We start from the raw sequence: 26,541 nt of genomic DNA, 5'->3' as shown, positions 1-26,541 counted from the left end.
CCCCTCAGCCGTACGCCTGCTTACCTACGCCGCCCGGCGGCCTCCGCCGCCCTCGCCGCCGCGTTCCGTGCGGCGCTGCGGGGCACGGCCACGGCCGCCCGCACGGCTCGCGCCCGCGACGCCGCCGTTCTCGGTGCGCCGGCCGCCGGAGCGCTGGGGCTGACGGCCCTGCGACTCGCCGCCGGCGCCCGAACCCGAGCCCTGCGTACGCGACCCCGAACCCGAGCCCTGCGTACGCGACCCCGAACCCGAGCCCTGCGTACGCGACCCCGAACCCGAGCCCTGCGTACGCGTCCCCGTGCCCTGGGGGCGACGGGCTCCGCCGCCCACCCGGGGACGTGACTTGGGCCGCGCCTTCGGCTGCTCGGCGGCCTGCGGCACCTCGATGACCACCGGAACACCGGAGGGCTCGCGGGCGCCGGTGATACGGGCCAGTTCCTCGTCGCCGGACTTGACCCGGGCGATGCGCGGGCTGATGCCGGCGTCGGCCATCAGGCGGGTCATCTCACGCTTCTGCTCGGGAAGCACCAGCGTGACGACGCTGCCGGACTCACCGGCACGCGCGGTACGGCCACCGCGGTGCAGGTAGTCCTTGTGGTCGGCCGGCGGATCGACGTTCACCACGAGGTCGAGGTCGTCGACGTGGATACCGCGTGCGGCCACGTTCGTGGCGACCAGCACGGTGACCTGACCGGTCTTGAACTGGTCCAGGGTGCGGTTGCGCTGCGGCTGGCTGCGCCCGCCGTGCAGCGCGGACGCCCGGACACCGCTGGCCAGCAGCCGCTTGGTGAACCGGTCGGCGCCCCGCTTGGTGTCCACGAAGAGGATCACCCGGCCCTCGCGCGCCGCGATCCGCATCGCCACGGCCTTCTTGTCGGTCTCGTCGGCGACATGCAGCACGTGGTGCTCCATGGTGGTCACCGTGCCCGCCGACGGGTCCACGGAGTGCACGACGGGGTCGGTGAGGAACATCTTGACCAGCCGGTCGATGTTCTTGTCGAGCGTCGCCGAGAAGAGCAGTCGCTGACCGCCCGGCTCGACCTGCTTGAGCAGCGCCGTGACCTGCGGCATGAAGCCCATGTCGGCCATCTGGTCGGCCTCGTCGAGGACGGTGATGGCGACCTGGCCGAGCGTGCAGTCGCCCCGCTCGATGAGGTCCTTGAGCCGCCCGGGAGTGGCCACCAGCACCTCGGCGCCGCGCCGCAGCGTCCCGGACTGGCGGCCGATCGACATACCGCCGACGGCCGTCGCGATACGGAGGTTCACCGCGGTCGCGTACGGCGTCAGCGCGTCGGTGACCTGCTGCGCGAGCTCACGGGTGGGGACGAGCACCAGCGCGAGGGGCGCCTTGCTCTCGGCCCGGCGGCCCGCGGTGCGCGCCAGCAGGGCGAGGCCGAAGGCGAGCGTCTTGCCGGAGCCGGTGCGGCCACGGCCGAGCACGTCGCGCCCGGCAAGGGCGTTGGGCAGGGTGGCGCCCTGGATCGGGAAGGGCTCGGTGACACCCTGGGCCGCCAGGGTCTTGGTCAGCGCGGCCGGCATGTCCAGCGCGTCGAAGGACTCGACGGCGGGGAGCGCGGGCGTGATGCTCTCGGGCAGCGAGAACTCCTGCGGGGCCGGCGCGGCCTTACGGGCCCCGCCCTTGTTGCCGGCGCCCCGGCCCGCGTTCCTCGCGGGGGCGGAGGCGCCGGTCTGGGGCTGGCCACCGCGTGCGTTCGCCGGCCTCTTACGGACGGGACGTTCGGATCGAGTCATGCTGGATCTGGATTTCCTTCCTGGGCCACACGGACAGCACACGCGCACAGCGCGAGCCGGGGCCCGCACCCGATGGTGCGGGGCCCCGGCTCTGGAAAAGCGCTTCCCCTGATTTAGGCGGGAACGATGTTCTCCGCCTGCAGGCCCTTCTGGCCCTGCGCGACGTCGAACGAGACCTTCTGGCCCTCCAGCAGCTCACGGAAGCCGGAGCTGGCGATGTTGGAGTAGTGAGCGAAGACGTCGGGGCCGCCGCCGTCCTGCTCGATGAAGCCGAAGCCCTTTTCCGCGTTGAACCACTTCACGGTGCCTGTTGCCATGTTTCTCTCCTGAATAGGTAGGGGCCCCCATCCGGAGATGCACCGGGAAAAGCCGGAGATGCCGGTAAAACAAAACGCGCCTGCGGAAGATTCCGATCAGGCGCACAAAGTAAATGGGTACCAAAAACGTATCAATGTGATAGTAGCACGCCTGTGATCGCCTCCGGCCCCCGAAAGGCCCGGACGTGACGAGGACCACCGTACAGCCGACGGCAGCCCCCGCCACATCGGACTCCGCGCCACTTACTAGGCCAGCGGACCCGTCACCGGCTCCACCGCCGCGAGCACCTGCCCGCCGCGGACGAACGCGTCCGCCGCCGCCAGGTCCGGGGCGAGGAAGCGGTCGGGACCGGGGCCCTGTACGCCGGCCGCGCGGACGGCCGCGATGACCGCCTGTGACGCCGGGGCCGGGACGAGGCCCGCACGGAGTTCGATCGCGCGCGTGGCGGCGTACAGCTCGATCGCGAGGATGCGGGTGAGGTTGTCCACAGCCGTGCGCAGCTTGCGGGCGGCGGACCACCCCATCGACACGTGGTCCTCCTGCATCGCGGAGGACGGGATGGAGTCCGCGGACGCGGGTACGGCCAGCCGCTTCATCTCGCTCACCAGCGCCGCCTGCGTGTACTGGGCGATCATCAGGCCCGAGTCGACGCCTGCGTCGTCCGCGAGGAACGGCGGCAGGCCGTGCGAGCGGTTCTTGTCGAGCAGCCGGTCGGTGCGGCGCTCGGCGATGGAGCCGAGGTCGGCGGCGGCGATGGCGAGGAAGTCGAGGACGTAGGCGACCGGGGCGCCGTGGAAGTTGCCGTTCGACTCGACCCGGCCGTCGGGGAGTACGACGGGGTTGTCCACGGCGGAGGCCAGCTCGCGCTCGGCGACCGTGCGGGCGTGGGCGAGGGTGTCACGGCCGGCGCCGGCGACCTGCGGGGCGCAGCGCACGGAGTAGGCGTCCTGGACGCGCGGGGCGCCGTCCTGGTGGTGCCCGGTGAGTTCCGAACCCTTCAGTACGGCCAGCATGTTGGCGGCGGCGGCGCTCTGTCCGGGATGCGGGCGGATGGCGTGCAGCTCGGGGGCGAGGACCTTGTCGGTACCGAGCAGGGCTTCCAGCGACAGGGCGGCCGTCACGTCGGCCGACTTGTAGAGGGTCTCCAGGTCGGCGAGGGCCATGACCAGCATGCCGAGCATGCCGTCGGTGCCGTTCAGAAGGGCGAGGCCTTCCTTCTCGCGCAGTTCGACGGGGGTGATGCCGGCCTCGGCGAGCAGTTCGCCCGCGGGCCGTACGACACCGTCCGGGCCCTCCGCGTCGCCCTCGCCCATGAGGGTCAGGGCGCAGTGGGACAGCGGGGCCAGATCACCGGAGCAGCCGAGCGAGCCGTACTCGTGGACGACCGGGGTGATGCCGGCGTTCAGGATGTCGGCCATGGTCTGCGCGACCTCGGGCCGCACGCCCGTGTGTCCCGAGCACACGGTCTTGAGCCGCAGGAACATCAGCGCGCGGACGACCTCGCGCTCGACGTGCGGGCCCATCCCGGCAGCGTGCGAGCGGACGATGTTGCGCTGCAGCTGGGCGCGGAGTTCCGGGCTGATGTGCCGGCTCGCGAGGGCGCCGAACCCGGTGGAGACGCCGTAGACGGGCTCCGGCTTGGCGGCCAGCGCGTCCACGATCCTGCGGGCCGCGGCGAGGGCCGCCACCGCCTCGCCGGAGAGCTCGATCCGGGCGCCGCCGCGTGCCACGGCGAGAACGTCGGACGCGGTCACCCCGGACGTCCCCACCACCACAGTGTGCATATCCATATTCAGGAGCGTACGCAGTGAATTCGATGATGTCACTACTGGGTGGCGGGTTGACCCCTTACTCAGACCCCGTGCCCAGACCCCGTGCCCAGACCCCGTGCCCAGACCCCGTGCCCAGACTTCGCGCTCAGACTTCGCGCTCAGACCCCGGGCTTCGCGGCGCGGGGCGTCCCCGGAACCGGCGGCGCTCCCCTGCCCCGTCCTGGGGCGGGGCGTCGGCGAGGCGGACGACCGGGTCGTCGGGGCCCTCACGTCCGGCGACCACGGGCTTCGCGGCCCGTACGGCCTTCGCCCGGTACTGGGCGGCGTCGGCCAGCCGGAACAGCCGCCGGGCCGAGCGCACCGGCCCGATCGGGTCGGCGGTCGAGGCGACTCCGCAGGCCACGCCCTCGCCGAGCTCCAGCTCGGCGGCGCGACGGCAGAGTTCGTCGGCGACGCGGACCACCTCGTCGGCCGCCGGGCCTACCGCCAGCAGGCAGAACTCGTCCCCGCCGAGCCGGGCCGTGAGGGTGCCCGGGAGCATCGCGCCGCACAGGGAGAGCACGGATCCGAACCGCTCGAGGAGGCGGTCGCCGACCGCGTGCCCCCGGGTGTCGTTGACCCGCTTGAGCCCGTTGAGATCGCAGACGACGAGGCTGACCACGACCGACTCGTCCGCCTTGTGACGGTCGATGGCCTCGTCGAGCCGTAGGTCGACGGCGCGGCGGTTGGCGAGACCGGTGAGGGCGTCCGTGAACGCCAGCCGCCTGGCCTCCTCCAGCCGCTCGGTCTGCGCGATCCCGGCCGCGACGACCGAGGCCAGTACGGTCGCGAAGTCGGCGTCGGCCCGGTCGAAGACGGGGGCTCCCGCAGGGCGGGCCACATACAGCTCGCCCCAGGCGCGGCCGTGCAGCACGATCGGGGCGACGACGCAGCAGCCACGGCCTCGGCGGCGCAGGGCGGCGACGCGCTGATGGCAGTACCCGGCGTGGCCCCCGGCCGGACCCTCGGCCGTCTCGACCCAGGCGTCCGGCTCACCGCCCCCGGCCCATCGCTCGTGCAGGAACTCGGTGATCTCCGGGAACCTGTGGACCGGATAGGCCTCCTCCTCCGGGAACTCCTCCTCACCCTCGGCCCGCTCCCCCACGTTCACCAGAACCCGCAGCCGGCCGAGCTCCCTCTCCCACACCGAGAGGGCCGCGAAGCTCCCGGAGAGCGCGTGACAGACCCCGACGGCCGCCGCCCGCCAGGACTCGCTCGGGGTGTGGGCCGCCGCCATCCCCTGCGCCAGCTCCACCACGGCCCTCAGCCGTCTGTCGTCACCCATCCTTCCAGGCTAGGCAGAATGGTGACATTTAGGGATGTTTGGGTGGCGAACAGGGGGTTCCAGCGGGAGAAGCCCCGGCTTTCTCCGTGACTGCGTACACGTCGCGGCCGACATGCGCGACGGCGAGCGGCCCGCGTGGTTCTACGGACTTACGGACCGCTCACGGGCATGCGTCATGTTCCGTGACGAGGACGAAGCTCAGGTAGGGCAATCCGGACCCCGCCACCTCTGGGACGAAGCCGAGTCGGCTCGCCTGGGGCCTGCAGTCAGGGCGTTCGCGCAACCCGGTGTGGTGTCGGTTTGGTTTCGCTCGACGATCAATAAAGACACGCAATGATCATAAGTAGGCAAAAACCCTGCACCTCAACTCAGGGAAACCTCAACACACAGCCTCCACATAGCATGCGCACAGCCAACAAAAGAGACGATCTTCAACCGCATGCGAAATGGACCATTCCATTTTGCCGTCTGAGCAGCGTGCTTGGATCCCGCTACCGCGAGCCGACCAGCTCGCACAGCACCATCTGCTGGCCCACACGGCCGGGCAGTGAACGAACAGGGGATCCATGGCCATCAGTCAGACCAGACGACCCACCCGTGCCACCTGGGCCATGTCTGCCGCTCTCGTGGCCGGCATGGCGATAGCGCCGCAGGCCGTCGCTCCCGCGCAGCCGTCCGCCGCAGTGGAAGCCGACTGCACCTACTCGGTTCCCACCTACGTCTGGGAACCGATCACCAGCGTCGGCCTCACCCAGCCGCGGGTGCTGCACAAGTACATGGACTGGGGTCCGAGAACCGCGGACGCGAGCATGCTGGACACGCTCCACACCGCGACCCTCCCGATGACCAGCAAGATCGTCACCGGCGGCGGCAACGGCCTCATCTACGAGGTCGCGTTCGGCGGCCGGGTCAACACATACAAGGACAACACGGCCACCGGCGGCTCCCTGCTCACGCCGGTCAAGACCTACAGCTTCAACTGGTCAGCCGCCAAGCGGATCCTGACCAATGGGACGTACATCCTCGTCCTGGCCCAGGACGGCACACTGGACGTGTACAAGCAGTCGGCCCCGGCCACAGGCGACGGCACCATCACCAAGATCGACACAGTGAACTCCAGCATCACCAGTGAACTCGCCGCCGCCGCGGACGTGTGGATGATCAACTCCGCCGTCCAGTGGCTCAAGGACGGCACCGTCAAGCAGGCCTCGCTCATGTCGGTGAACGGCACCACGATCGATCTGGTGCGCAGCATCCAGATCGCCACGGGCGTGGACGCGGCGCAGGCATGGAGCCCCGGCCCCGGTGCCACGAACACCCAGACCGTCACCAGCGACCCGGACACCACCGGCCAGATCCGCAAGTACACGACCGGCCCCTGGACCCAGGTCGATGACGACGTCCGCTCCGGCATCGTCGGCGAGATCATGGCGGATGCGGGCCCCTGCCTGGCGGACCCGGATCCGGACACCGCGCCGTACTTCGGCACCCCGTCCGACGAGTCCGGCGGCGCACCGGCGACGGAACCGGCCGACGACTCCGCTCCTGCCCCGGCGCGCACCGTCACGGGCGCTTTCACCCTGGGCAACGGCAAGCCGGCGCCCGGTCTGCCGGTCACGATCACCGCGTCCGACACCGACGCGGACGCGGCCGATCAGGTCAAGGAACCGGTCCTGGGCACGACTACCACCGCCGCTGACGGAACCTGGTCGTTGCCCCTGCCCGAGACGCTGCCTGCCGCAGTGCAGAAGGCCAAGGACGACAACGGCGGCGTCCTCAACCTGCAGGCCAGCACGCAGGGCACCACCACCAGTGGTGTTCCGATGCTCGGCGTCGACGCGGTGACCGACGCCCCGGCGTCCGGAGCAACGGCCGTGGCGGATGGCGACCACACGGCCACGCTGGTCCCCAACACCGTCACCGACTCCACGGAGGACACCTTCGCCGCCTCGACGGAGTCACAGACGTACGCGGCTCGGGTCGAGAACGCCCCCGCGGTCACGGACGAGAACACCCCGCAGTGGCAGAGCGATCACAGCACCCTCGCGGCCGGTTACAACCCCTACGTCGTGGACGGCAAAGACGTCAGCACCGAGGCCGTCAAGCCGCCGATCACCCCGAGGGACTCCGGAAGCTGTAGCACGTTCAAGTCCAGGCAGAGCTCCTCGACCAAGTACACGGTCGTCGGCGAGGCCCATGCCGGTTGGGATGCCAAGGCGACCTTCGAGTACGAGTCGTCGATGAGCAGCAGCTTCGACATCGCCGTCAAGAGCAGCGGCGACTGGAGCATCAGCGGCTCGAAGGAACTGTCGAGCAGCACCGGTGTCTCGGTGGGCTACACCAACAAGGGCCCGAACTACGCCCACCAGTACAAGGTGCCGATCGAGTACATCAAGTACAAGAAGCAGCGCATCTGTTCCGGCACCGTGCGTGCCACCTGGTACACGATCGAGGCCAACCGGTACAAGGCCCCGGCGGGCGGCGCGCTCGGCAAGGTGGGCAAGGACGTTTCCGGCAAGGACGGCAGCGCCGGCTTCAACCGCTCCCCGAAGTCGAACCGGAACTACGTGACGTCAGGCAACTCGTTCCAGCTCTCCAAGGGCAAGAGCGTGAAGTTCGGCAGCGCCGTCAGCGCGTTCGGCGTGGCCCTGGGGGCGAAGACCGGCTACGACACCAACCACAAGCAGAGGATCGTCGCCGGGGACAAGCCCGGCAAGCACTGGATCTGGGGGAAGAATGGATCAGTCAGCAGTGGCAAAGCCGGTGTTTTCTACTCCAAGTAGGGTGCTCCCGCGCCGACTGCTCTCGTCCATCGTGGCCGTGGCCCTGGCAACCGCGTTCCTCACCTCGTGCGGCAACGCCGGCACCGACGGCCAGGAGTCCCAGGGCAAGGCTCTGGACGGAGGAATGCAGTCGCAGGCGGAACTCGGCTTCGAGCACGCTCAGATCGGTCAGGAGTACTGGGTGAGTCTGCCGGAGACGACCAACGTGTCGTCGAGTCCGCTGACCATTCTGAACGCCGAGATCACCCATGTGCCGAAGGGGCTTGAGGTCCTGGAGTACAAGGCGGTCAGCGAGAAGGACACCGACGGCCATGCGATGGGCGTGGGCCTCGCCGGCGAGGGGGGCACGGGGGAAATGGACCACGCCCGTGACCACGCGGGCCGTCCGATCGCGGTGAAGCCGAACAGTGCGGCGGACATCTATTACCTGGCCCGCGTGAAGGTGACCGCCCCCGTGCGAGGGGACCTGACCGGCTGCCGCTACCGGTACCGGCAGGGCACCGTGGAATACCGGCAGGACCTGAGGTGTGTCACTCAGATCCGGCTCGGCGAACCCCTGAAGAACAGCGGCTGAAATGCCTGGGCCCGCACCGAACCTCCTGCGCCGGTGCGGGCCCCTACGGCATGTTGGGGTGACGAACCGGGGGCAAGTGGCGGGGGACCTCTCGGGTTCTTTCGCCCCCGCCGCCCCTACCCAACCCGTACCTGGGGCAGCCGCCCCTAAAAGTCGGCACCTCCGGCGTTTGAGGAGTGGATGGTCCAGGGGGCCGGCCCCCTGGCGGGGTCTGGGGCGGAGCCCCAGAGACAGGGGGCGGGAGGGGGCGGAAACCTACACCCCCGGCCACTCCGGCCGGCGCTTCTCGTTGAACGCCGCGACACCCTCCGCCCGGTCCCCCGAGAACGCGACGGACCGCCAGGCGGCGTCCTCGACCTCCAGCCCGGCGCGGAGATCGAGACCGTGTCCCAACCGCAGCGCACGCTTGGCCGCACGCAGCCCCACCGGAGAGTTCGCCGCGACGCGGGACGCCAGCGCGAGCGCCTCCTCGCGATCCCGGCCGGCGTCGACCAGCTCGTCGACCAGCCCCAACTCCCGCGCCTCGACAGCCTCCACGCGCCGCGCGGAGAAGATCAGCTCGGCCGCACGGGCGGAACCGACGCGGCGCGGCAGCAGCTGCGTACCGCCTCCGCCGGGAATCACCCCGACCGACACCTCGGGCAGCCCGACGACCGCCGTACGATCGGCCACGATCAGGTCGCAGGACAGCGCCAGCTCGAACCCGCCGCCCAGCGCGAACCCGTGCACCGCGGCAACGGTCGGCATCGGCAGCTCCAGGACGCCGGTGTACGCGGCCCGCGCGACCGGTCGCTGACGCACCAGTTCGGCGTCGCTGAAGGAGTTCCGCTCCTTCAGGTCGGCGCCGACGCAGAAGGCCCGCTCATGGGTCGAGGTCAGCACGGCCACCCGGACGTCCTGGTCGGCGGCGAGCGCCTCGCAGGCACCGGCGAGGGAGCGGGCCATGTCCGTGGACACCGCGTTCATGGCCTTCGGCCGGTCCAGGACGAGCTCCGCGACGTACCCGTGCCGCCGCACCACGACGAAGTCCCCGAACCGCCGCTCGTCCCCTTGCTCCAGCTCCGCCATGACGCCCTCCGGTTAACGCGGGTTAACAACCGACCCTCCGATCATCGCAGCAGCGGACCGTCCACCGGAACCCGCTGTCCCGCCCGCCACCCACCCGTTCGAGTGACACCCGCTCGAACTCCCGGCCCCCGCAGCCGCCCGCCGCATAACGTGCGCACCGCCGCAGCGCATCGGGGAGCGCCGGCAACTGGGGGAGGTAGGAGCATGACGAACCGGGAGACGACACGTGGGCGCCATCGCAGGCCGCGCGCACGGCGGGTGTTCGTCGCCGTGGGGGGACTGGCCCTGGCGGCAGGGGCGTTGAGTGTCGTACGGCTGGCACCCGAGTCGGTGATCTGGGGCATGGGGACCCCGGACGGCGAGCCGACGACGGGCACCGTCACCGATACGGCCGGCAATGCCGCCGCGACCGTCGGGGCCGTGTCCTCGGCGCTTCCGGTGGCCGCCACGACGCCCGCCGTGATGGGCGGGGAGAACATGCTTCCGACCCCGGGTGTGAGCCTCGCGCCCACTCCGGCGTCGACGCCGACACGGTTGGTGGCGGGCCCGTCGGCCCCGGTCGGCGTCACCGTGAGCGGTACGCCGGACACCACCGGCATTCCCACCGGTCAGGCCCCCGCTCCCGCGGCGTCGCAGCCACCGGCGGCGGCCACCGCCGCGCCCGCCCCGAGCGCGACCACGCCCGCCCCCACTCCCACTCCCACGGCGAGCGCGAAACCCAAGCCCCCCGGCCTGTGCGTACCGATCATCGGGCTCTGTGTGAACGGTCTGAACCAGCCGCTCGGCGGGCGTTAGGACTCGGTTTCGCGGCGGGCGAGCAGCCATGGCTCGACCACGCCCAGGCCGCGCACCGGGCGCTGCCACATCGGCTGGAGGGCGAAGCGGTAGGAGGGCGGTTCCTCGCCCTCCTTCTCCGCGGCGGCCGCGGCCTCGGCGGCGTCCGCCTCGGAGGCGGGCGCGTCGGCGGTACGGATCAGCTCCTCCGCGAAGGCCCCGTCCACCAGGACGGCGTCCCGTGGCGCTATCGAGGTGAGCCGGCTCGCGAGGTTCACCGTCGTACCGAACACATCACCCATGCGTGTGGTCACCGTGCCGAAGGCGATGCCGACGCGCAGTTCCGGCATGGTGTCGTCGTTCGCCATCGTCTCGATGAGGCGCAGCGCGATCTCGGCGGCGACCCCGGCGTCGTCGGCCGCGTACAGGACCTCGTCGCCCAGTGTCTTGATGAGCCGGCCCCCGTGCGCGGCCACCAGGTCCGCAGCCGTGGTCTCGAAGGCCTCGACCAGTTCGCCGAGTTCCTCCTCCTCCATGCGGCGGGTCAGCCGGGTGAAGCCGACCAGGTCCGCGAAACCGACGGCGAGACGGCGGTCGACCATCTCCTCGTCGTCCGCCGCCTGTACGACCCGGCCTGTCGCGGCCGCGAGTTGGCGGCGCCAGACGTAGACGATGAACTCCTCCAGCTCGGGCAGGAGCAGTTCGATCAGGGGGTACGTCACCTCGGTGCGCGTCATCCCCGGTTCCGGGGGCTCGGTCAGGCCCTCCAGGAAGGAGTCGATCTGCCATTCGGCGAGGCGGGCGGTGGTCTGGCCGGTGGAACGGGCCACCTGGACCGCCATCGCCTCGCTCAGCAGGCCCGCCTCGACGAGGCCCGCGAGGCGGCGCAGAGCGAGGACGTCGGCTTCCGTGAGCGCCTTGGCCTGGCCGATGTCGGCGAAGCCCATGGCTCGCCAGAAACGGGAGGCGAGCTCCATGGAGACGCCCGCGCTGCGGGCCGCCTGGAAGGGGGTGTAGCGGCGCTCGGCGCCCAGGATGAGCTGCTCCAGGCGTAGCGCCAGGGGGTCCTCGCCGGAGTCCTGGCCCTCGAGTGCGTCGGGTGCGTCCACCCGCGCGGAGGACGAGTGGGTGACCGACCCGGCGGTACGGCCCGGCTCGGCGTCGGGGGCGGGGTCTGCACCCGTACCGGAACCGGTGTCGTCGACGGTCACGCCTGCTGCCCTTCCGATCTGCCACGGTCAGGTATCGACCGCGCTCAACTCTACGGCAGGTGTGGGCTGGCTCACTCCTGACCGCTGCGGCATGTGGGGCTGGGGGTGGGGTTTTCGCCCCCTCCGCCCCTACCCGTCCCTTGTTCCTGGGGGCTGCCGCCCCCAGACCCCCGCTTCGGCCTGAACGGCCTCGTCCTCAAACGCCGGACGGGCTGAAACGGAAAACGCAGCCTCACCCCGCCCGCAGATGCACGATGTCTCCCGCCGCCACCGGCTCCTGCACCCCCTCCCCGGTAGCCAGCACCAGGCGCCCGTCCCCGTCCACGGCCACCGCTTCCCCGCTGATCGACCGCCCCCCGGGCAGTTCGGCCCGGACCACCCGCCCGAGCGTCGCGGACCCGGCGGCGTACGTCTCCTGGAGGCCGGAGGCAACAGGGTCGCCGTCGGCGGCGCGCCACCGGTCGTACCACTCCGCGAGCGACCGCAGGACGGCGCGCAGCACGGTGTCACGGTCGGTCGTCGACGCGCCCGCGAGGGCGAGGGAACCGGCCCCGGGCACGGGCAGCTCGTCCTCGCGGAGGGTGACGTTGATGCCGATACCGATGACCACGGCGTCCGTCCCGGCCCGCTCGGCGAGGATGCCGCCGGTCTTGCGTTCGGCGCCGTCCACGGTCACCAGCAGGTCATTGGGCCACTTGAGTGCCGTATCGACGCCGGCGGCCCGCGACAGCGCCGTCGCCACCGCGACCCCGGAAAGCAGCGGCAGCCATCCCCAGCGTTCGACGGGGACCCCGGCGGGCTTCAGCAGGACGGAGAAGAAGAGGCCGGAGCGGGCCGGTGCGGTCCACTGCCGGTCCAGGCGGCCCCGCCCGGCGTTCTGCTCCTCGGCGACGAGTACCGCGCCCTCGGCGGCCTTCCCCTCGGTGGCGAGGGCGACGAGGTCGGAGTTGGTCGACCCGGTGCGGGCGACCACCTCGATCCCGGACCAGAGGCTGCCGTCCCGTACGAGCGCGCGGCGCAGGGAGGCGACGTTGAGGGGAGGCCGGTCGAGGTCGGACCAGCGGCCCGGCCCCGGCTCGTCCGGCTCGTCGGACGGGTTCCCTTGTGCACCCGGTGGTGTCGTCATGCCACCCACCCTAGGTTTGACATCCTGCGCCCCGCAGAGGGGGACGGATTCCAGCCCTGGCGGACTGCGGTTCACGGACGCTCGACCACTCTCGTGATGCCATCCCTCCGGCGCGTCCCGCCGCGACGCGCCGATCGTACGACGCGAAGGGGAGGGGAGTGTGGTACACGCCGCACTGCCGAACCGTATCGGCGCCACTACCCTACGACTCAGTAGCCAAGCCGAGCAGCACGGTCGAACGGAACGCTCGGCAGTACACCTGAGCAGCACCATTGAGCAGCATTCTTGAGCATGTAACCCGCACGTCCCACTGAGCAGGCAGGGAGCCGCATCCCGATGTCCGAGCCGGAAGAGCTGCAACAACACCCCGACATCCACACCACCGCCGGCAAGATCGCGGACCTGCAGCGCCGCATCGAGGAGGCGACGCACGCCGGCTCGGCCCGCGCCGTCGAAAAGCAGCACGCCAAGGGCAAGTTGACGGCCCGTGAGCGGATCGAACTGCTCCTCGACGAGACCTCCTTCGTCGAGTTCGACGAGTTCGCGCAGCACCGGTCCACGGACTTCGGCCTGGAGAACAACCGCCCCTACGGCGACGGCGTCGTCACCGGGTACGGCACGGTCGACGGCCGTCCCGTCGCGGTGTTCTCGCAGGACTTCACCGTCTTCGGCGGCGCCCTCGGCGAGGTCTTCGGCCAGAAGATCATGAAGGCGATGGACTTCGCGCTGAAGACCGGCTGTCCGTTCATCGGCATCAACGACTCCGGCGGCGCCCGCATCCAGGAGGGTGTCAGCGCGCTGGGCATGTACGGCGAGATCTTCCGCCGGAACACCCACGCGTCCGGGGTCATTCCGCAGATCTCGCTCGTCGTCGGCCCCTGCGCGGGCGGCGCGGTCTACTCCCCCGCGATCACCGACTTCACGATCATGGTGGACCAGACCTCGCACATGTTCATCACCGGGCCCGACGTCATCAAGACGGTGACCGGCGAGGACGTCGGCTTCGAGGAGCTGGGCGGCGCCCGGACCCACAACTCGGTGTCCGGCGTGGCCCACCACATGGCCGGCGACGAGAAGGACGCCATCGAGTACGTCAAGCAGCTGCTGTCGTACCTGCCGTCCAACAACCTCAGCGAGCCCCCGGTCTTCCCGGAGGAGGCGGACCTCACCGTCACCGACGAGGACCGCGAGCTGGACCTGCTCGTGCCGGACAGCGCGAACCAGCCGTACGACATGCACTCGGTGATCGAACACATCCTGGACGACGCCGAGTTCTTCGAGACGCAGCCGCTGTTCGCGCCGAACATCCTCACCGGGTTCGGACGGGTGGAGGGCCGCCCCGTCGGCATCGTGGCCAACCAGCCGATGCAGTTCGCGGGTTGCCTCGACATCGACGCGAGCGAGAAGGCCGCGCGGTTCGTCCGGACGTGCGACGCCTTCAACGTCCCGGTGATCACCTTCGTGGACGTGCCCGGCTTCCTCCCCGGCGTCGACCAGGAGCACACCGGCATCATCCGGCGCGGCGCCAAACTGATCTACGCCTACGCCGAGGCCACCGTCCCGCTCATCACGGTCATCACCCGCAAGGCGTTCGGCGGCGCGTACGACGTCATGGGCTCCAAGCACCTGGGCGCCGACCTCAACCTCGCGTGGCCCACGGCCCAGATCGCGGTGATGGGCGCGCAGGGCGCGGTCAACATCCTGCACAAGCGCACCATCGCGGCCGCCGAGGACCAGGAGGCCACCCGCGCCCGGCTGATCCAGGAGTACGAGGACACGCTCCTCAACCCCTACACGGCGGCCGAGCGCGGCTACATCGACGCGGTGATCATGCCGTCCGACACCCGCGCCCATGTCGTGCGGGGCCTGCGTGCGCTGCGTACGAAGCGGGCATCACTGCCTCCGAAGAAGCACGGCAACATCCCTCTCTAGGCCCGCTGGGAGCGGTTATGACGATCAAGGTCGTACGGGGCAATCCGACCCCGGAGGAGCTGGCCGCCGCACTCGCGGTGGTCCGGGTGCGCGCCGCGGCGGCGGCTTCCGCCCCGTCCGGCGCGCCCGGGGCCAGTGACGCCTGGGCCGACCCGGCCCGTATCGCCACGCGCCGGCTGCCCCAGCCTGGCCCGACGGCGTGGGGTCGCACGTACTGGCCCGGTTAGAACAGTCCAGCCGAAACGGTTCCGCTAGAGCAGTGCCGCGAGGGCTTCGGCCATCACCGCGTACCCCTTGTCGTCGGGGTGCAGGTGGTCGCCGAAGTCGTACGCGGGGTGCAGCCGGTCCGGGTCTGCCGGATCGGCCAGTACGCGGTTCAGGTCCAGCGCCGCGTCCCACTCGCCCGATCCCCGGATCCACTGGTTGACCTCGCGGCTCACCTTCGCCGCGTGCTCGCCCCAGTGGTCGGAGCCGCCGAAGGGGAGCAGGGTGGAGCCGATCACCCGCAGGCCCCTGGTGCGCGCCTGTCGTATCAAGTCCCGGTACCCGTCGATGAGTTCGTCCGTCTCGATGACCGGTGCGGGCTTGTAGGTGGGCTGTTCGCCGGTCTCGCTGAAGCCGATGTCGTTGAGCCCCTGGAGCACGACGAGGGTGTCCACGCCCTGGTGGTCGAGGACGTCGCGGCCGAGCCGGTGGACGCCCTTCTCGCCGTACCAGGCCGAGTCGTTGAGCAGCAGGTTGCCCCCGATTCCCGCGTTGAGGACGGGCCGCCCGGTGCGTTCGGCGAGCGCGTCGGACCAGCGGCGGTTCGCGCCCGGGGTCGAGCCGAAGCCGTCCGTGATGGAGTCTCCGAAGAGCGCCACGGCGTCCCGGCGGCCGGTGTCGACCTCGACGGCCGACAGGAAGTACCACGACTGCGACGACGCGTCGAAGGCCTCGCCCGGCACGTCCGCCAGATGGTCGCCCGGAGCCCGGTGACTGGTCGCGAAGGCCTGTGCGTGGAAGGTCGCGGGGCCGGTGACGGCGTCGAGGTGGAGGGTGACGGTCACCGATTCCAGTGGCGCCAGGGTGAGTTCGGCCGCGTCACTGACGGCGAGGCCGCGCGCCGGGATCTCGGCCGAGACGGCCCCGTCGAAGGTGAGCCGCCGCACCGAACCGGGTTCGACGGCGGCCCCTTCGCCCGAGCGGGCCACGGTGGCGCCCGCGATCCGCAGCGGCGAGGTGCCGTACGCGTTGGACAGCCGGACGCGGACCCGGTCGCCGCCCGCGGTGAGACGGACCGCCTGGCGCAGCGACTGGCGCCAGAAGCCCTCCTGCGACCAGTTGGGGGTGAAGCCCTCGGCGGGGAGCTGGGGCGATGCGGTCCAGGCGGTGGTGAACACGGAAGCTGCCTCCAGTAAATGGGACCACTGTTCCCTTAGTGATACGCACGACGGTAGCAGGGCGGCGCCCGCTAAAGAAACCCCAGGCCCATTTGTGCGAGGCGCGCACAAGTTGAGTACGCGTACTCAGGCGCCCGGCCCTCCGCCGTCGCACGATCGAAGACATGCTGTGGTCCGACCCCGAGAACGAGCCGCCCAAGGAACTCCGCGACACTCAGGACATGTTGCGGCGCCTGGGGGTTCTGATGGCGTTGGCCATGGTGCTCGCGATGGTGGTGCTCGGCATCAAGTGAGGCGCGCCGATACCCTGATCACATGACTGATCAGCCGCGTCGCCGTCTCGTGCTCGCCTCGCAGTCCCCCGCCCGGCTCAACCTGCTGCGGCAGGCCGGACTCGACCCCGAGGTGATCGTCAGCGGAGTCGACGAGGAAGCCGTCAGCGCGCCGACCCCCGCCGAACTCGCCCTCGCGCTGGCCGAAGCGAAGGCCTCCGTCGTGGCGGCGAAGCCCGAGGTACAGGGCGCCCTGGTGATCGGCTGCGACTCGGTCCTCGACCTGGACGGCCAGGCGTACGGCAAGCCCGCCGACGCCGAGGAGGCCACCGCCCGCTGGAAGTCGATGCGCGGCCGCGCCGGGACCCTCCAGACCGGCCACTGCGTCTACGACACGGCCGCCAAGCGCTACGTGTCGGCGACCGCGTCCACCGTCGTCCACTTCGGCGATCCGAGCGACGTCGAGATCGCCGCGTACGTCGCTTCGGGGGAACCCCTCTATGTGGCAGGGGCGTTCACTCTCGACGGCCGCTCGGCACCCTTCATCAACGGCATCGACGGCGACCACGGCAACGTGATCGGGATCTCGCTGCCGCTGGTGCGCCGCCTGCTGGCCGAACTGGGCGTCGGTATCACTCAGTTGTGGACGCCCGGGGAGAAGTGATCAGGAGGCCGAGGGGGCCGGAGGGGCCACGGGACCGGTGACCGGCGCTCCGTCGCCGTCGCCGCTCCAGCCCGTCTCGGGCGCGGCGTCGGAGGGGCCCTCCCGGCGGTCGAACGCAAGGAGCGTGAACACGATCAGCGCGAGGCCCACCATCAGGAAGGCGAACGCGCTCCAGCCCACCAGACCCACCGTGAGCGCACCCAGCAGGCCGTGCACCACCGCGGCGCTGATGAGCAGGATCCGCCCGAAGAGTCCCGGGGCCCGGTCGCGCAAGGCGACCAGCAGAGCGGTAAGGCCGCACAGCGCGAAGTAGAGGCCGAAGACGACACCCCCGACCTTCGACGAGAGGGACATCATGTCCGGGTCGAGCCCCGCCAGGGACATGTCCTGATTGTCGACGACCGTGCCGAGCAACCAGTTCAGCAGCGCGATGCCGATCGCCTCCACGAAGAGCACGATCGCCGCCACCCACGCCACCGGTCTGCGCACCACCGGTCCCACCCGCTTCCGTGTGCTGTTACCCCTAGTACGTTCGAGTACATCCTGAACGCTACTAACGGGTAAACCCCGGGACAAGAGTTCTGCCGGGGGCAAAGAATCACTGGGCCATTCGTAGGGACTCCACAAAGAAACCCTGTGGCGCGCAGCACGGAACCACAGAGACCTTGACCACAGAGGAGGGCTAGGGTTCAGGCAAGGGATTCCGTGTGCCGTGGCGCGACAAGGGATTTCCCCGGCCGAGCGCGCCTCGAGTCACGCTCCGTGTGGGCAAGCTCACCATTGGGGACGGGTCGAAAGCTCGTGTCGGCAGTCCCTAAACTCGGCTTGTTTCCAGGAGGGAGCCATCGTGCGCAAGGTGCTCATCGCCAACCGTGGCGAAATCGCTGTCCGCGTGGCCCGGGCGTGCCGGGATGCCGGCATCGCGAGCGTTGCCGTCTACGCGGATCCGGACCGGGACGCTTCGCATGTCCGTGCGGCGGACGAGGCGTTCGCATTGGGCGGTGACACCCCGGCCACCAGCTACCTGGACGTCGCCAAGGTGCTCCAGGCCGCCAAGGATTCGGGGGCGGACGCCATCCACCCCGGTTACGGCTTCCTTTCCGAGAACGCGGACTTCGCCCAGGCGGTGCTGGACGCCGGCCTGGTGTGGATCGGCCCGCCGCCGCAGGCCATCCGCGATCTCGGCGACAAGGTCGCCGCCCGGCACATCGCCCAGCGCGCCGGCGCCCCACTGGTGGCCGGCACCCCCGACCCGGTGTCCGGCTCCGACGAGGTCGTCGCGTTCGCCGAGCAGCACGGCCTGCCGATCGCCATCAAGGCGGCCTTCGGCGGCGGCGGGCGCGGCCTGAAGGTCGCCCGCACCCTCGAAGAGGTGCCGGAACTGTACGACTCCGCCGTCCGCGAGGCGGTCGCCGCCTTCGGCCGCGGCGAGTGCTTCGTCGAGCGCTACCTCGACAAGCCCCGGCATGTGGAGACCCAGTGCCTGGCCGACTCCCACGGCAACGTGGTCGTCGTCTCCACCCGCGACTGCTCACTCCAGCGCCGCCACCAGAAGCTGGTCGAGGAGGCCCCCGCGCCCTTCCTCTCCGACGCCCAGGTCGCCGAGCTCTACACCTCCTCCAAGGCGATCCTCAAGGAAGCCGGCTATGTCGGCGCGGGCACGGTCGAGTTCCTGGTCGGCACCGACGGGACGATCTCCTTCCTGGAGGTCAACACCCGTCTCCAGGTCGAGCACCCGGTCACCGAGGAAGTCGCCGGCATCGACCTGGTGCGCGAGATGTTCCGCATCGCGGACGGCGAGGCACTCGGCTACGGCGACCCCGAACTGCGCGGCCACTCCTTCGAGTTCCGCATCAACGGCGAGGACCCCGGACGCGGCTTCCTGCCCGCCCCCGGCACCGTCACCGTGTTCGACCCGCCCTCGGGCCCCGGCGTCCGCCTGGACGCCGGCGTCGAAGCCGGCAGCGTCATCGGCCCCGCCTGGGACTCCCTGCTCGCCAAGCTGATCGTCACCGGCGCCACCCGCGAGCAGGCGCTCCAGCGTGCCGCCCGCGCCCTGGGGGAGTTCACCGTCGAGGGCATGGCCACCGCCATCCCCTTCCACCGCGCGGTCGTCAAGGACCCCGCGTTCGCCCCGGAACTGACCGGCTCCACCGAGCCGTTCACGGTCCACACGCGGTGGATCGAGACCGAGTTCGTCAACGAGATCCCCGCGTTCACCGCGCCCACGGACACCGAGACCGACGAGGAGCCCGGTCGCGAGACCGTCGTCGTCGAGGTCGGCGGCAAGCGCCTGGAGGTCTCGCTGCCCTACTCACTGGGCATGTCCCTGGCCCGCACCGGTCTGGCCGCGGGCGCCAAGCCCAAGCGCCGGGCGGCCAAGAAGTCCGGCCCGGTGGCCTCCGGCGACACCCTCGCCTCGCCCATGCAGGGCACCATCGTCAAGGTGGCCGTCGAAGAGGGCCAGGAGGTCAAGGAGGGCGACCTCGTCGTCGTACTCGAAGCGATGAAGATGGAACAGCCCCTCAACGCCCACAAGTCCGGCACCATCATGGGTCTCACGGCGGAGGTAGGGGCCTCCCTCACCTCCGGCGCCGCGATCTGCGAGATCAAGGACTGACGGCCCTCGGTCCCACCCGTACGAGAGGGTCGTACGACATCCCGGAGCGCCTGTCGGACTGGAGCAGTCAGTCCGCCGGGCGCTTCGGCGTTCTCCTCCAGCCGGGTGCCCGGAGGTGGTCAGCGGCGGCGCAGGTCCGCCACCCTCGCTCGCTCACCGGGGGGCTGCTCACCCAGGACCGTGGCCGAGCGCAACTGGGGTGCCGTGCCGGGGACCTGGCCGCGGCGCTGTCCAGGGAGCGGCATGTCCCGGCGTGGCTGACGCCCCACCGGGACGGGATCGCCTCCCGCACCGCCCGCGGACGATCCGGCGACCGCGATCTGTACGCCCTGGTCGGCCAGGGCCTGCAGTTCGGTGAGGGCACGGTCGTCGTGGGCGGGCGGTTCGTCGGTGACCAGGCGGGTGATCAGATCGGTCGGGACCGTCTGGAACATCGTGTCCGTACCGAGCTTGGTGTGGTCGGCGAGGACGACGACCTCCGCGGCGGCCTGGACGAGCGCCCGGTCGACCGAGGCCGACAGCATGTTGGAGGTGGACAGGCCGCGCTCGGCGGTCAGCCCGCTTCCGGAGAGGAAGGCCCGGGAGACCCGCAGCCCCTGGAGGGACTGCTCGGCCCCTGAGCCGACCAGGGCGTAGTTGGAACCGCGCAGGGTGCCGCCGGTCATCACGACTTCCACCCGGTTGGCGTGGGCCAGCGCCTGGGCCACCAGGAGGGAGTTGGTGACGACGGTCAGCCCGGGTACCCGCGCAAGCCGGCGAGCCAGCTCCTGCGTGGTGGTCCCCGCGCCCACCACGATGGCCTCGCCCTCTTCGACAAGACCTGCGGCGAGATCGGCGATGGCCGTCTTTTCGGCGGTCGCGAGATGTGATTTCTGCGGAAAGCCGGATTCTCGCGTGAACCCGCCCGGCAATACCGCACCGCCATGCCGGCGGTCGAGGAGTCCTTCTGCCTCCAGTGCGCGCACGTCCCGCCGTACGGTCACTTCGGAGGTCTGGACGACGCGGGCGAGCTCACGGAGCGACACGGCCCCGTTCGCTCGCACCATTTCGAGGATCAATTGGCGACGTTCTGCAGCGAACACGAAACTGACAGTAACCCCAACGACCGTCTGCTTTCAGCAGTTTGCGCCGAATAACAGAAGTTGTTCGCATAGGAGGGCGCGGAGTGGTATACGCGCCTACTCACACCGCCTATGCCGTACGAATGGGCGACAACTCCCCGTGACCAGCGGAGAGTCGCCGCTGCGGCTCAGCTGCCGCCCTCGGTCTTCCGCGTGTGCAACTGCCGTGCCACCTCGGCGATCGAGCCCGACAAAGACGGATACACGGTGAACGCGTTCGCGATCTGTTCGACCGTCAGATTGTTGTCGACCGCGATCGAGATGGGGTGGATCAGTTCCGAGGCGTGGGGGGACACGACCACGCCGCCCACCACGATCCCGGTACCCGGGCGACAGAAGATCTTGACGAAGCCGTCCCGGATGCCCTGCATCTTGGCGCGCGGGTTGCGCAGGAGCGGCAGTTTGACCACGCGGGCGTCGATCTTGCCCCCGTCGACGTCCGCCTGGGAGTAGCCGACGGTGGCGATCTCCGGGTCGGTGAAGACGTTCGAGGAGACGGTCTTCAGGTTCAGCGGGGCCACCGCGTCGCCGAGGAAGTGGTACATGGCGATACGGCCCTGCATGGCGGCGACGGACGCGAGGGCGAAGACGCCGGTCACATCACCGGCGGCGTACACCCCGGGAGCAGTTGTGCGCGAGACCTTGTCGGTCCAGATGTGCCCGGAGTCCCTGACCTTGACGCCGGCCTCCTCCAGGCCCATCCCGCTGCTGTTCGGGATGGCGCCGACGGCCATCAGGCAGTGCGAACCGCTGATGACCCGGCCGTCGGAGAGGGTGACCTCGACCCGGTCGCCGACCCGCTTGGCGGACTCGGCGCGGGAGCGTGCCATGACGTTCATCCCGCGGCGCCGGAAGACGTCCTCCAGGACGGCGGCGGCGTCCGGGTCCTCGCCCGGCAGCACGCGGTCTCGGCTGGATACGAGCGTGACGCGGGAGCCGAGTGCCTGGTAGGCGCCGGCGAACTCGGCGCCGGTGACGCCGGAGCCGACCACGATGAGTTCGTCCGGGAGTTCGTCGAGGTCGTAGACCTGGGTCCAGTTCAGGATCCGCTCGCCGTCGGGCTGCGCGTCGGGCAGCTCGCGCGGATGCCCGCCGGTCGCGATCAGCACGGCGTCGGCGGTGAGGGTCTCCTCGGCGCCGTCCGCGGAGCGCACGATCACCTTGCGGGAGCCGTCCAGGGCCTGCATGCCCTCCAGGCGTCCGCGACCGCGCAGGACACGGGCGCCGGCCCGCGTCACCGAGGCCGTGATGTCGTGCGACTGCGCGAGCGCCAGGCGCTTCACCCGGCGGTTGACCTTGCCGAGGTCGACGCCGACCACCCGCGCGGGCGCGTCGATGGGCGGAGTGTCGTCGGCGACGATGATGCCGAGCTCCTCGTACGACGAGTCGAAGGTGGTCATCACCTCGGCCGTCGCGATGAGGGTCTTGGACGGGACGCAGTCGGTCAGCACCGACGCCCCGCCCAGACCGTCGCAGTCGACGACGGTCACCTCCGCGCCGAGCTGGGCGGCCACGAGGGCCGCCTCGTATCCGCCGGGTCCGCCACCAATGATCACGATCCGAGTCACGTACTCCATTGTCCCGCACGCTCAGGGTGCTTCCCGCCGCGGGGCCCGCGCTCCGCGTCATTCGAGCTCCTTCTGTTACGCGGAAGGCCCCGGCTGTTACGCGAGAGACGCAGGTGATTGCTGCCGTACTCTCGACCCCATGTCGCTCTACGCCGCCTACGCCGGCAATCTCGACCCGCGGCTCATGACGCGCCGCGCACCGCACTCGCCGCTGCGCGCCACCGGCTGGCTGAACGACTGGCGGCTGACGTTCGGGGGCGAGCACATGGGCTGGGAAGGGGCGCTGGCGACGATCGTCGAGGCACCGCGGTCCCAGGTCTTCGTGACGCTGTACGACATCGCATCCCTGGACGAGGACTCCATGGACCGGTGGGAGGGCGTGGGGCTCGACATCTACCGCCGGATGCGGGTGCGGGTGCACACGCTGGAGGGCGAGGAAGCCGCGTGGGTGTACGTGCTCAACGGGTACGAGGGGGGACTCCCCTCGGCGCGCTACCTGGGCGAGCTCGCCGACGCCGCCGAATCGGCCGGGGCGCCTCATGACTACGTGATGGAGCTGCGCAAACGGCCCTGCTGAGGCCGGCACGGGCACCCATATCCGCACCTTTGTCCGTCCGCTCGGGGGGACGCACTCCCGCGCGCTTGTCGGAAACGACAAGACAACGATCGCAAGACCGTGAGCTCTGTCATCTACGCGCGTAGGCCCGGACCAGCTACCCTCATGCGCGTGAACGCATCTCTTCTTCCGGACGACATCCAGGGCGACCCCCACGCCGCCGCCGACGCCGCCGCCACGCGCCTGCGTGAGCTCACGGGCGCCGAGACCCACGACGTCGCCCTCGTGATGGGCTCCGGCTGGGCGCCTGCCGTGGACGCGCTCGGCACACCCGAGGCCGAGTTCCTGGTCACCGAGCTGCCCGGGTTCCCCCCGCCGGCGGTCGAGGGCCACGGCGGCAAGGTCCGCTCGTACAAGATCGGCGACAAGAGGACCCTGGTCTTCCTGGGCCGCACCCACTACTACGAAGGCCTCGGCGTCGCCGCCGTCGCGCACGGCGTCCGTACCGCCGTCGCCGCCGGCTGCAAGACCATCGTGCTCACCAACGGCTGCGGCGGGGTGCGCGAGGGCATGCGCCCCGGGCAGCCGGTCCTGATCAGCGACCACATCAACCTGACGGCCACCTCGCCGATCATCGGCGCGAACTTCGTCGACCTCACCGATCTGTACTCGCCCCGGCTGCGGGCCCTGTGCAAGGAGATCGACGCCAGCCTGGAAGAGGGCGTGTACGCGCAGTTCCCCGGGCCGCACTACGAGACGCCGGCCGAGATCCGGATGGCCCGCGTGATCGGAGCCGACCTGGTGGGCATGTCGACCACACTGGAGGCCATCGCCGCCCGTGAGGCCGGTGCCGAGGTGCTCGGCATCTCCCTCGTCACCAACCTCGCCGCCGGCATGACGGGCGAGCCGTTGAACCACGAGGAGGTTCTCCAGGCGGGACGCGACTCGGCGACCCGGATGGGGGCGCTGCTCACCCAGGTGCTGGATCGGCTGTAGTTTTTTCGCCCCGCCGCCCCTGCCCGTCCCTTGTTCGGGCTCCGCCCCAGCCCCCGCTCCTCAAACGCCGGAGGGGCTGTCTCCAGCCCGTCCGGCGTTTGAGGACGAGGCCGTTCAGGCCGAAGCGGGGGTCTGGGGGCGGCAGCCCCCAGGAGCAAGGGACGGGTAGGGGCGGAGGGGGCGAAAAAAACCGGGTACACAGCACCGGGTACACAGCAACGTACGAACGAACGAAGACAGAGAGGCGCACCCGACGTGCAGGACGAACTCATCGCGCGGGCAAAGGCGTGGCTGGCCGAGGACCCCGACCCGGAGACCCGTGAGGAGCTCGCGAAGCTCATCGGCGCCGGGGACACGGCGGAGCTCACCGCACGCTTCAGCGGCACTCTCCAGTTCGGCACCGCGGGACTGCGCGGCGAACTCGGCGCGGGCCCGATGCGGATGAACCGCGCCGTGGTCATCCGCGCGGCCGCCGGCCTCGCCGCGTACCTCAAGGGCAAGGGCGAGACGGACGGCCTGGTCGTCATCGGCTACGACGCCCGCCACAAGTCCGCCGACTTCGCCCAGGACACCGCCGCGGTCATGACCGGCGCGGGTCTGCGCGCCGCCGTACTCCCGTACCCGCTCCCCACGCCCGTCCTCGCGTTCGCCATAAGGCACCTCGGTGCGGCGGCGGGAGTGGAGGTCACCGCCAGCCACAACCCGCCCCGTGACAACGGCTACAAGGTGTATCTGGGAGACGGTTCGCAGATCGTTCCGCCGGCGGACGCCGAGATCGCCGCCGAGATCGACGCGGTCCGCGCGCTCGCGGACGTCCCCCGCCCGGACAGCGGCTGGGAAATCCTCGACGGCGGCGTCCTGGAGGCCTATCTGGCCCGTACGGACGCCGTACTGGCCGCCGGCTCCCCGCGCACCGCCCGCACCGTCTACACCGCCATGCACGGCGTCGGCAAGGACACGCTGCTCGCGGCGTTCGCGCGGGCCGGCTTCCCGGAGCCCGTCCTCGTCGCCGAACAGGCGGAACCGGACCCGGACTTCCCGACGGTCGCGTTCCCGAACCCGGAAGAGCCCGGCGCGATGGACCTCGCCTTCGCGAAGGCCCGCGAGACCGAGCCGGATCTGATCATCGCGAACGACCCGGACGCGGACCGCTGCGCCGTGGCGGTCAGGGGCGCTGCCGGCTGGCGGATGCTGAGCGGTGACGAGGTGGGCGCGCTGCTCGCCCAGCACCTGGTGAAGCGCGGCGCGCGGGGCACGTTCGCCGAGTCGATCGTCTCGTCCTCGCTGCTGGGCCGGATCGCGGAGAAGGCGGGGCTGCCTTACGAGGAGACCCTCACCGGCTTCAAGTGGATCGCCCGCGTCGAGGGCCTCCGGTACGGGTACGAGGAGGCGCTCGGCTACTGCGTCGACCCCGACGGCGTACGCGACAAGGACGGCATCACGGCGGCTCTGCTGATCACGGAGCTGGCTTCGGAACTCAAGGAACAGGGGCGCACGCTCCTCGACCTCCTCGACGACATCGCCGTCGAGTACGGCCTGCACGCCACCGACCAGCTCTCGGTCCGCGTCGAGGACCTCTCGCTGATCGCGAACGCCATGCGGCGTCTGCGTGAGCAGCCGCCCACGCGGCTCGCGGGCCTGGCGATCACCAGTGCCGAGGACCTGACGAAGGGCACGGCCACGCTGCCGCCCACGGACGGGCTGCGTTACACCCTGGAGGGCGCGCGCGTCATCGTCCGGCCCAGCGGGACCGAGCCGAAGCTGAAGTGCTATCTGGAGGTCGTCGTCCCGGTGGCCGGGCACGAGGAGCTGGACGCGGCGCGGGCGAAGGCGACCGAGCTGCTGGCCGCCGTCAAGCGGGACCTGTCGGCCGCCGCCGGCATCTGACCCGTACTCGCGCGCACACCTGTTCCACGCCTGCTCGCGTGCCTGCCTCGCGCCTGCCCCGGTGTGGCCAAGTGTCCCTGGTTCATGGGGAGTTGGGCTGTCGCATGCTCCTCGGCCGGCTGCTCCGCCCCCGTGCGTACTCCGCCACTCACCCCATGGCCAGCAGAACCACCAGCAACACGGCCCCGGCGATCGCAGGGCCGACGATCTCGTACGCCCAGCGCACCGTCACCTCGCCCTGCGCGCTCTCCGCCTCCCTCCGTGCCTCCCGGAGTTCGCGCAGTTCGTGCATGATCCGGTCGGTCTCCGCAAGAGCCGGCCCGGACGGTTCGGATGCCGGACCGCCGAGGCCGCCGAACCCGAAGCCGCCCAGCCCCCCGCCGCCCCTCCGCTTCCCGGCCGGGTCGGCGGCCTGGCGTGCCTGACGCTGGGCCGCCTTCTTGCGTCCGCGCAGCGACACCGGTACCGCCCACAACTGGAACTTCCGGCCGGACTCGTCGACGACCTCGTTCGAGTAACCGGACCGCAGCCCGGCGACCTGCCCCCAGGGCAGCACGATGCTGCGGAGCGGGTTGCGGATGCTCAGCCGGTCGGCGTTGGCGTAGACGGCCGGACGCAGGGTGAAGGCGACGACCAACGGCACCATGAGGATCATCCCGGCGAGCGCCAGCCACGGGGTGCGGTCCTCGCCGGAGACCAGCGCGTCGATACCGAGCCAGCCCACGAGGGCCAGCAGCAGGGCGCCGCCCGCCATGCCGGCGGGCGACCGGTAGATCCGGTCCTTCGACTCGGGTCGCGAGGCGTCCGGCGTGGGTGACTGATGATCCGGGGTCGTCATACC

23 protein-coding genes are annotated in these 26,541 nt (G+C 70.7%); 11 read left to right on the top strand and 12 right to left on the bottom strand.

The genetic code is table 11. The features are described 5' to 3' along the window. Positions 1-24 precede the first annotated feature (24 nt). The 4 genes from ACFYPC_RS22050 to ACFYPC_RS22035 form a co-directional block, all read right to left on the bottom strand. Entirely contained in the window at positions 25-1,752 is a 1,728-nt protein-coding gene (locus tag ACFYPC_RS22050; protein ID WP_388678711.1) for a DEAD/DEAH box helicase, read from the bottom strand. Between the two features lie 113 nt (positions 1,753-1,865). Further along, the gene (locus ACFYPC_RS22045; RefSeq protein ID WP_266455269.1) at positions 1,866-2,069 is read right to left on the bottom strand and encodes a cold-shock protein; all 204 of its coding nucleotides are present in this window, start codon (positions 2,067-2,069) and stop codon (positions 1,866-1,868) included. Positions 2,070-2,315: 246 nt separating this feature from the next. Further along, positions 2,316-3,854, bottom strand: a complete 1,539-nt coding sequence (gene hutH, locus ACFYPC_RS22040) for a histidine ammonia-lyase (RefSeq protein ID WP_388678884.1) — start codon at positions 3,852-3,854, stop codon at positions 2,316-2,318. Between the two features lie 133 nt (positions 3,855-3,987). Further along, positions 3,988-5,166, bottom strand: coding sequence for a diguanylate cyclase domain-containing protein (locus ACFYPC_RS22035; RefSeq protein WP_388678707.1), 1,179 nt, complete (start codon positions 5,164-5,166; stop codon positions 3,988-3,990). 566 nt (positions 5,167-5,732) lie between these two features. On the opposite strand from ACFYPC_RS22035, the gene ACFYPC_RS22030 reads away from it, so the two are divergent. Next, on the top strand, positions 5,733-7,949 hold the full coding sequence (locus ACFYPC_RS22030) for a hypothetical protein (protein ID WP_388678704.1): 2,217 nt from the start codon (positions 5,733-5,735) through the stop codon (positions 7,947-7,949). 1 nt (position 7,950) lies between these two features. Next, positions 7,951-8,523, top strand: coding sequence for a hypothetical protein (locus tag ACFYPC_RS22025; protein WP_388678702.1), 573 nt, complete (start codon positions 7,951-7,953; stop codon positions 8,521-8,523). A 255-nt stretch (positions 8,524-8,778) separates the two neighbouring features. Here ACFYPC_RS22025 and ACFYPC_RS22020 read toward each other — a convergent pair whose 3' ends face one another. Continuing rightward, a complete protein-coding gene (locus tag ACFYPC_RS22020; RefSeq protein ID WP_388678700.1) occupies positions 8,779-9,591 on the bottom strand; it encodes an enoyl-CoA hydratase/isomerase family protein in 813 nt (270 codons plus the stop codon). 204 nt (positions 9,592-9,795) lie between these two features. Between ACFYPC_RS22020 and ACFYPC_RS22015 the strand changes: the two genes are divergently transcribed. Continuing rightward, a complete protein-coding gene (locus ACFYPC_RS22015) occupies positions 9,796-10,386 on the top strand; it encodes a hypothetical protein (protein WP_388678697.1) in 591 nt (196 codons plus the stop codon). On the opposite strand, the gene ACFYPC_RS22010 is transcribed toward ACFYPC_RS22015, so the two are convergent. Next, positions 10,383-11,576 carry an adenylate/guanylate cyclase domain-containing protein gene (locus ACFYPC_RS22010; RefSeq protein WP_388678694.1) on the bottom strand — a complete coding sequence of 398 codons (1,194 nt, stop codon included), beginning with the start codon at positions 11,574-11,576 and terminating at the stop codon, positions 10,383-10,385. The genes ACFYPC_RS22015 and ACFYPC_RS22010 overlap by 4 nt on opposite strands. 232 nt (positions 11,577-11,808) lie before the next feature. Next, positions 11,809-12,702, bottom strand: coding sequence for a biotin--[acetyl-CoA-carboxylase] ligase (locus ACFYPC_RS22005; RefSeq protein ID WP_388678691.1), 894 nt, complete (start codon positions 12,700-12,702; stop codon positions 11,809-11,811). Positions 12,703-13,038: 336 nt separating this feature from the next. Between ACFYPC_RS22005 and ACFYPC_RS22000 the strand changes: the two genes are divergently transcribed. Continuing rightward, the gene (locus ACFYPC_RS22000; RefSeq protein WP_388678689.1) at positions 13,039-14,634 is read left to right on the top strand and encodes an acyl-CoA carboxylase subunit beta; all 1,596 of its coding nucleotides are present in this window, start codon (positions 13,039-13,041) and stop codon (positions 14,632-14,634) included. 17 nt (positions 14,635-14,651) lie between these two features. Further along, positions 14,652-14,861 (top strand): acyl-CoA carboxylase epsilon subunit, encoded by a 210-nt coding sequence (locus tag ACFYPC_RS21995; protein WP_388678686.1) that lies wholly within the window; start codon positions 14,652-14,654, stop codon positions 14,859-14,861. A gap of 24 nt (positions 14,862-14,885) precedes the next feature. On the opposite strand, the gene ACFYPC_RS21990 is transcribed toward ACFYPC_RS21995, so the two are convergent. Further along, positions 14,886-16,016: an SGNH/GDSL hydrolase family protein gene (locus ACFYPC_RS21990; RefSeq protein ID WP_388678683.1), complete on the bottom strand. Its 1,131-nt coding sequence runs from the start codon at positions 16,014-16,016 to the stop codon at positions 14,886-14,888. A 164-nt stretch (positions 16,017-16,180) separates the two neighbouring features. Here ACFYPC_RS21990 and mmpB point away from each other — a divergent pair, with 164 nt between their 5' ends. Continuing rightward, positions 16,181-16,309 (top strand): morphogenic membrane protein MmpB, encoded by a 129-nt coding sequence (gene mmpB, locus ACFYPC_RS21985; RefSeq protein ID WP_388678680.1) that lies wholly within the window; start codon positions 16,181-16,183, stop codon positions 16,307-16,309. Positions 16,310-16,331: 22 nt separating this feature from the next. Next, positions 16,332-16,952 (top strand): Maf family protein, encoded by a 621-nt coding sequence (locus tag ACFYPC_RS21980; protein WP_388678677.1) that lies wholly within the window; start codon positions 16,332-16,334, stop codon positions 16,950-16,952. On the opposite strand, the gene ACFYPC_RS21975 is transcribed toward ACFYPC_RS21980, so the two are convergent. Further along, entirely contained in the window at positions 16,953-17,453 is a 501-nt protein-coding gene (locus tag ACFYPC_RS21975) for a hypothetical protein (protein ID WP_388678674.1), read from the bottom strand. A gap of 346 nt (positions 17,454-17,799) precedes the next feature. Between ACFYPC_RS21975 and ACFYPC_RS21970 the strand changes: the two genes are divergently transcribed. After that, a complete protein-coding gene (locus ACFYPC_RS21970) occupies positions 17,800-19,572 on the top strand; it encodes an acetyl/propionyl/methylcrotonyl-CoA carboxylase subunit alpha (RefSeq protein WP_388678672.1) in 1,773 nt (590 codons plus the stop codon). A gap of 119 nt (positions 19,573-19,691) precedes the next feature. Here the strand turns inward: ACFYPC_RS21970 and ACFYPC_RS21965 are convergent, their stop codons facing one another. Both ACFYPC_RS21965 and ACFYPC_RS21960 read right to left on the bottom strand, forming a co-directional pair. Further along, positions 19,692-20,654: a DeoR/GlpR family DNA-binding transcription regulator gene (locus ACFYPC_RS21965; protein WP_388678670.1), complete on the bottom strand. Its 963-nt coding sequence runs from the start codon at positions 20,652-20,654 to the stop codon at positions 19,692-19,694. A 167-nt stretch (positions 20,655-20,821) separates the two neighbouring features. After that, a complete protein-coding gene (locus ACFYPC_RS21960) occupies positions 20,822-22,270 on the bottom strand; it encodes an NAD(P)H-quinone dehydrogenase (protein WP_388678667.1) in 1,449 nt (482 codons plus the stop codon). 130 nt (positions 22,271-22,400) lie between these two features. Here ACFYPC_RS21960 and ACFYPC_RS21955 point away from each other — a divergent pair, with 130 nt between their 5' ends. The 3 genes from ACFYPC_RS21955 (at position 22,401) to ACFYPC_RS21945 (ending at position 25,700) form a co-directional block, all read left to right on the top strand. Beyond that, a complete protein-coding gene (locus tag ACFYPC_RS21955) occupies positions 22,401-22,838 on the top strand; it encodes a gamma-glutamylcyclotransferase (protein ID WP_384386356.1) in 438 nt (145 codons plus the stop codon). 150 nt (positions 22,839-22,988) lie between these two features. After that, positions 22,989-23,813: a purine-nucleoside phosphorylase gene (locus tag ACFYPC_RS21950; RefSeq protein WP_388678664.1), complete on the top strand. Its 825-nt coding sequence runs from the start codon at positions 22,989-22,991 to the stop codon at positions 23,811-23,813. Between the two features lie 255 nt (positions 23,814-24,068). Then, positions 24,069-25,700 (top strand): phospho-sugar mutase, encoded by a 1,632-nt coding sequence (locus ACFYPC_RS21945; RefSeq protein WP_388678661.1) that lies wholly within the window; start codon positions 24,069-24,071, stop codon positions 25,698-25,700. Between the two features lie 148 nt (positions 25,701-25,848). Here the strand turns inward: ACFYPC_RS21945 and ACFYPC_RS21940 are convergent, their stop codons facing one another. Next, positions 25,849-26,538, bottom strand: a complete 690-nt coding sequence (locus tag ACFYPC_RS21940; RefSeq protein ID WP_388678658.1) for a PH domain-containing protein — start codon at positions 26,536-26,538, stop codon at positions 25,849-25,851. Between the last annotated feature and the right edge of the window lie 3 nt (positions 26,539-26,541).

It is taken from the genome of Streptomyces sp. NPDC005808, assembly GCF_042871385.1.
Classification (GTDB): domain Bacteria; phylum Actinomycetota; class Actinomycetes; order Streptomycetales; family Streptomycetaceae; genus Streptomyces.
Note: the sequence above shows the minus strand (reverse complement) of the source record. Positions and strands in the feature narration are given on the sequence as shown.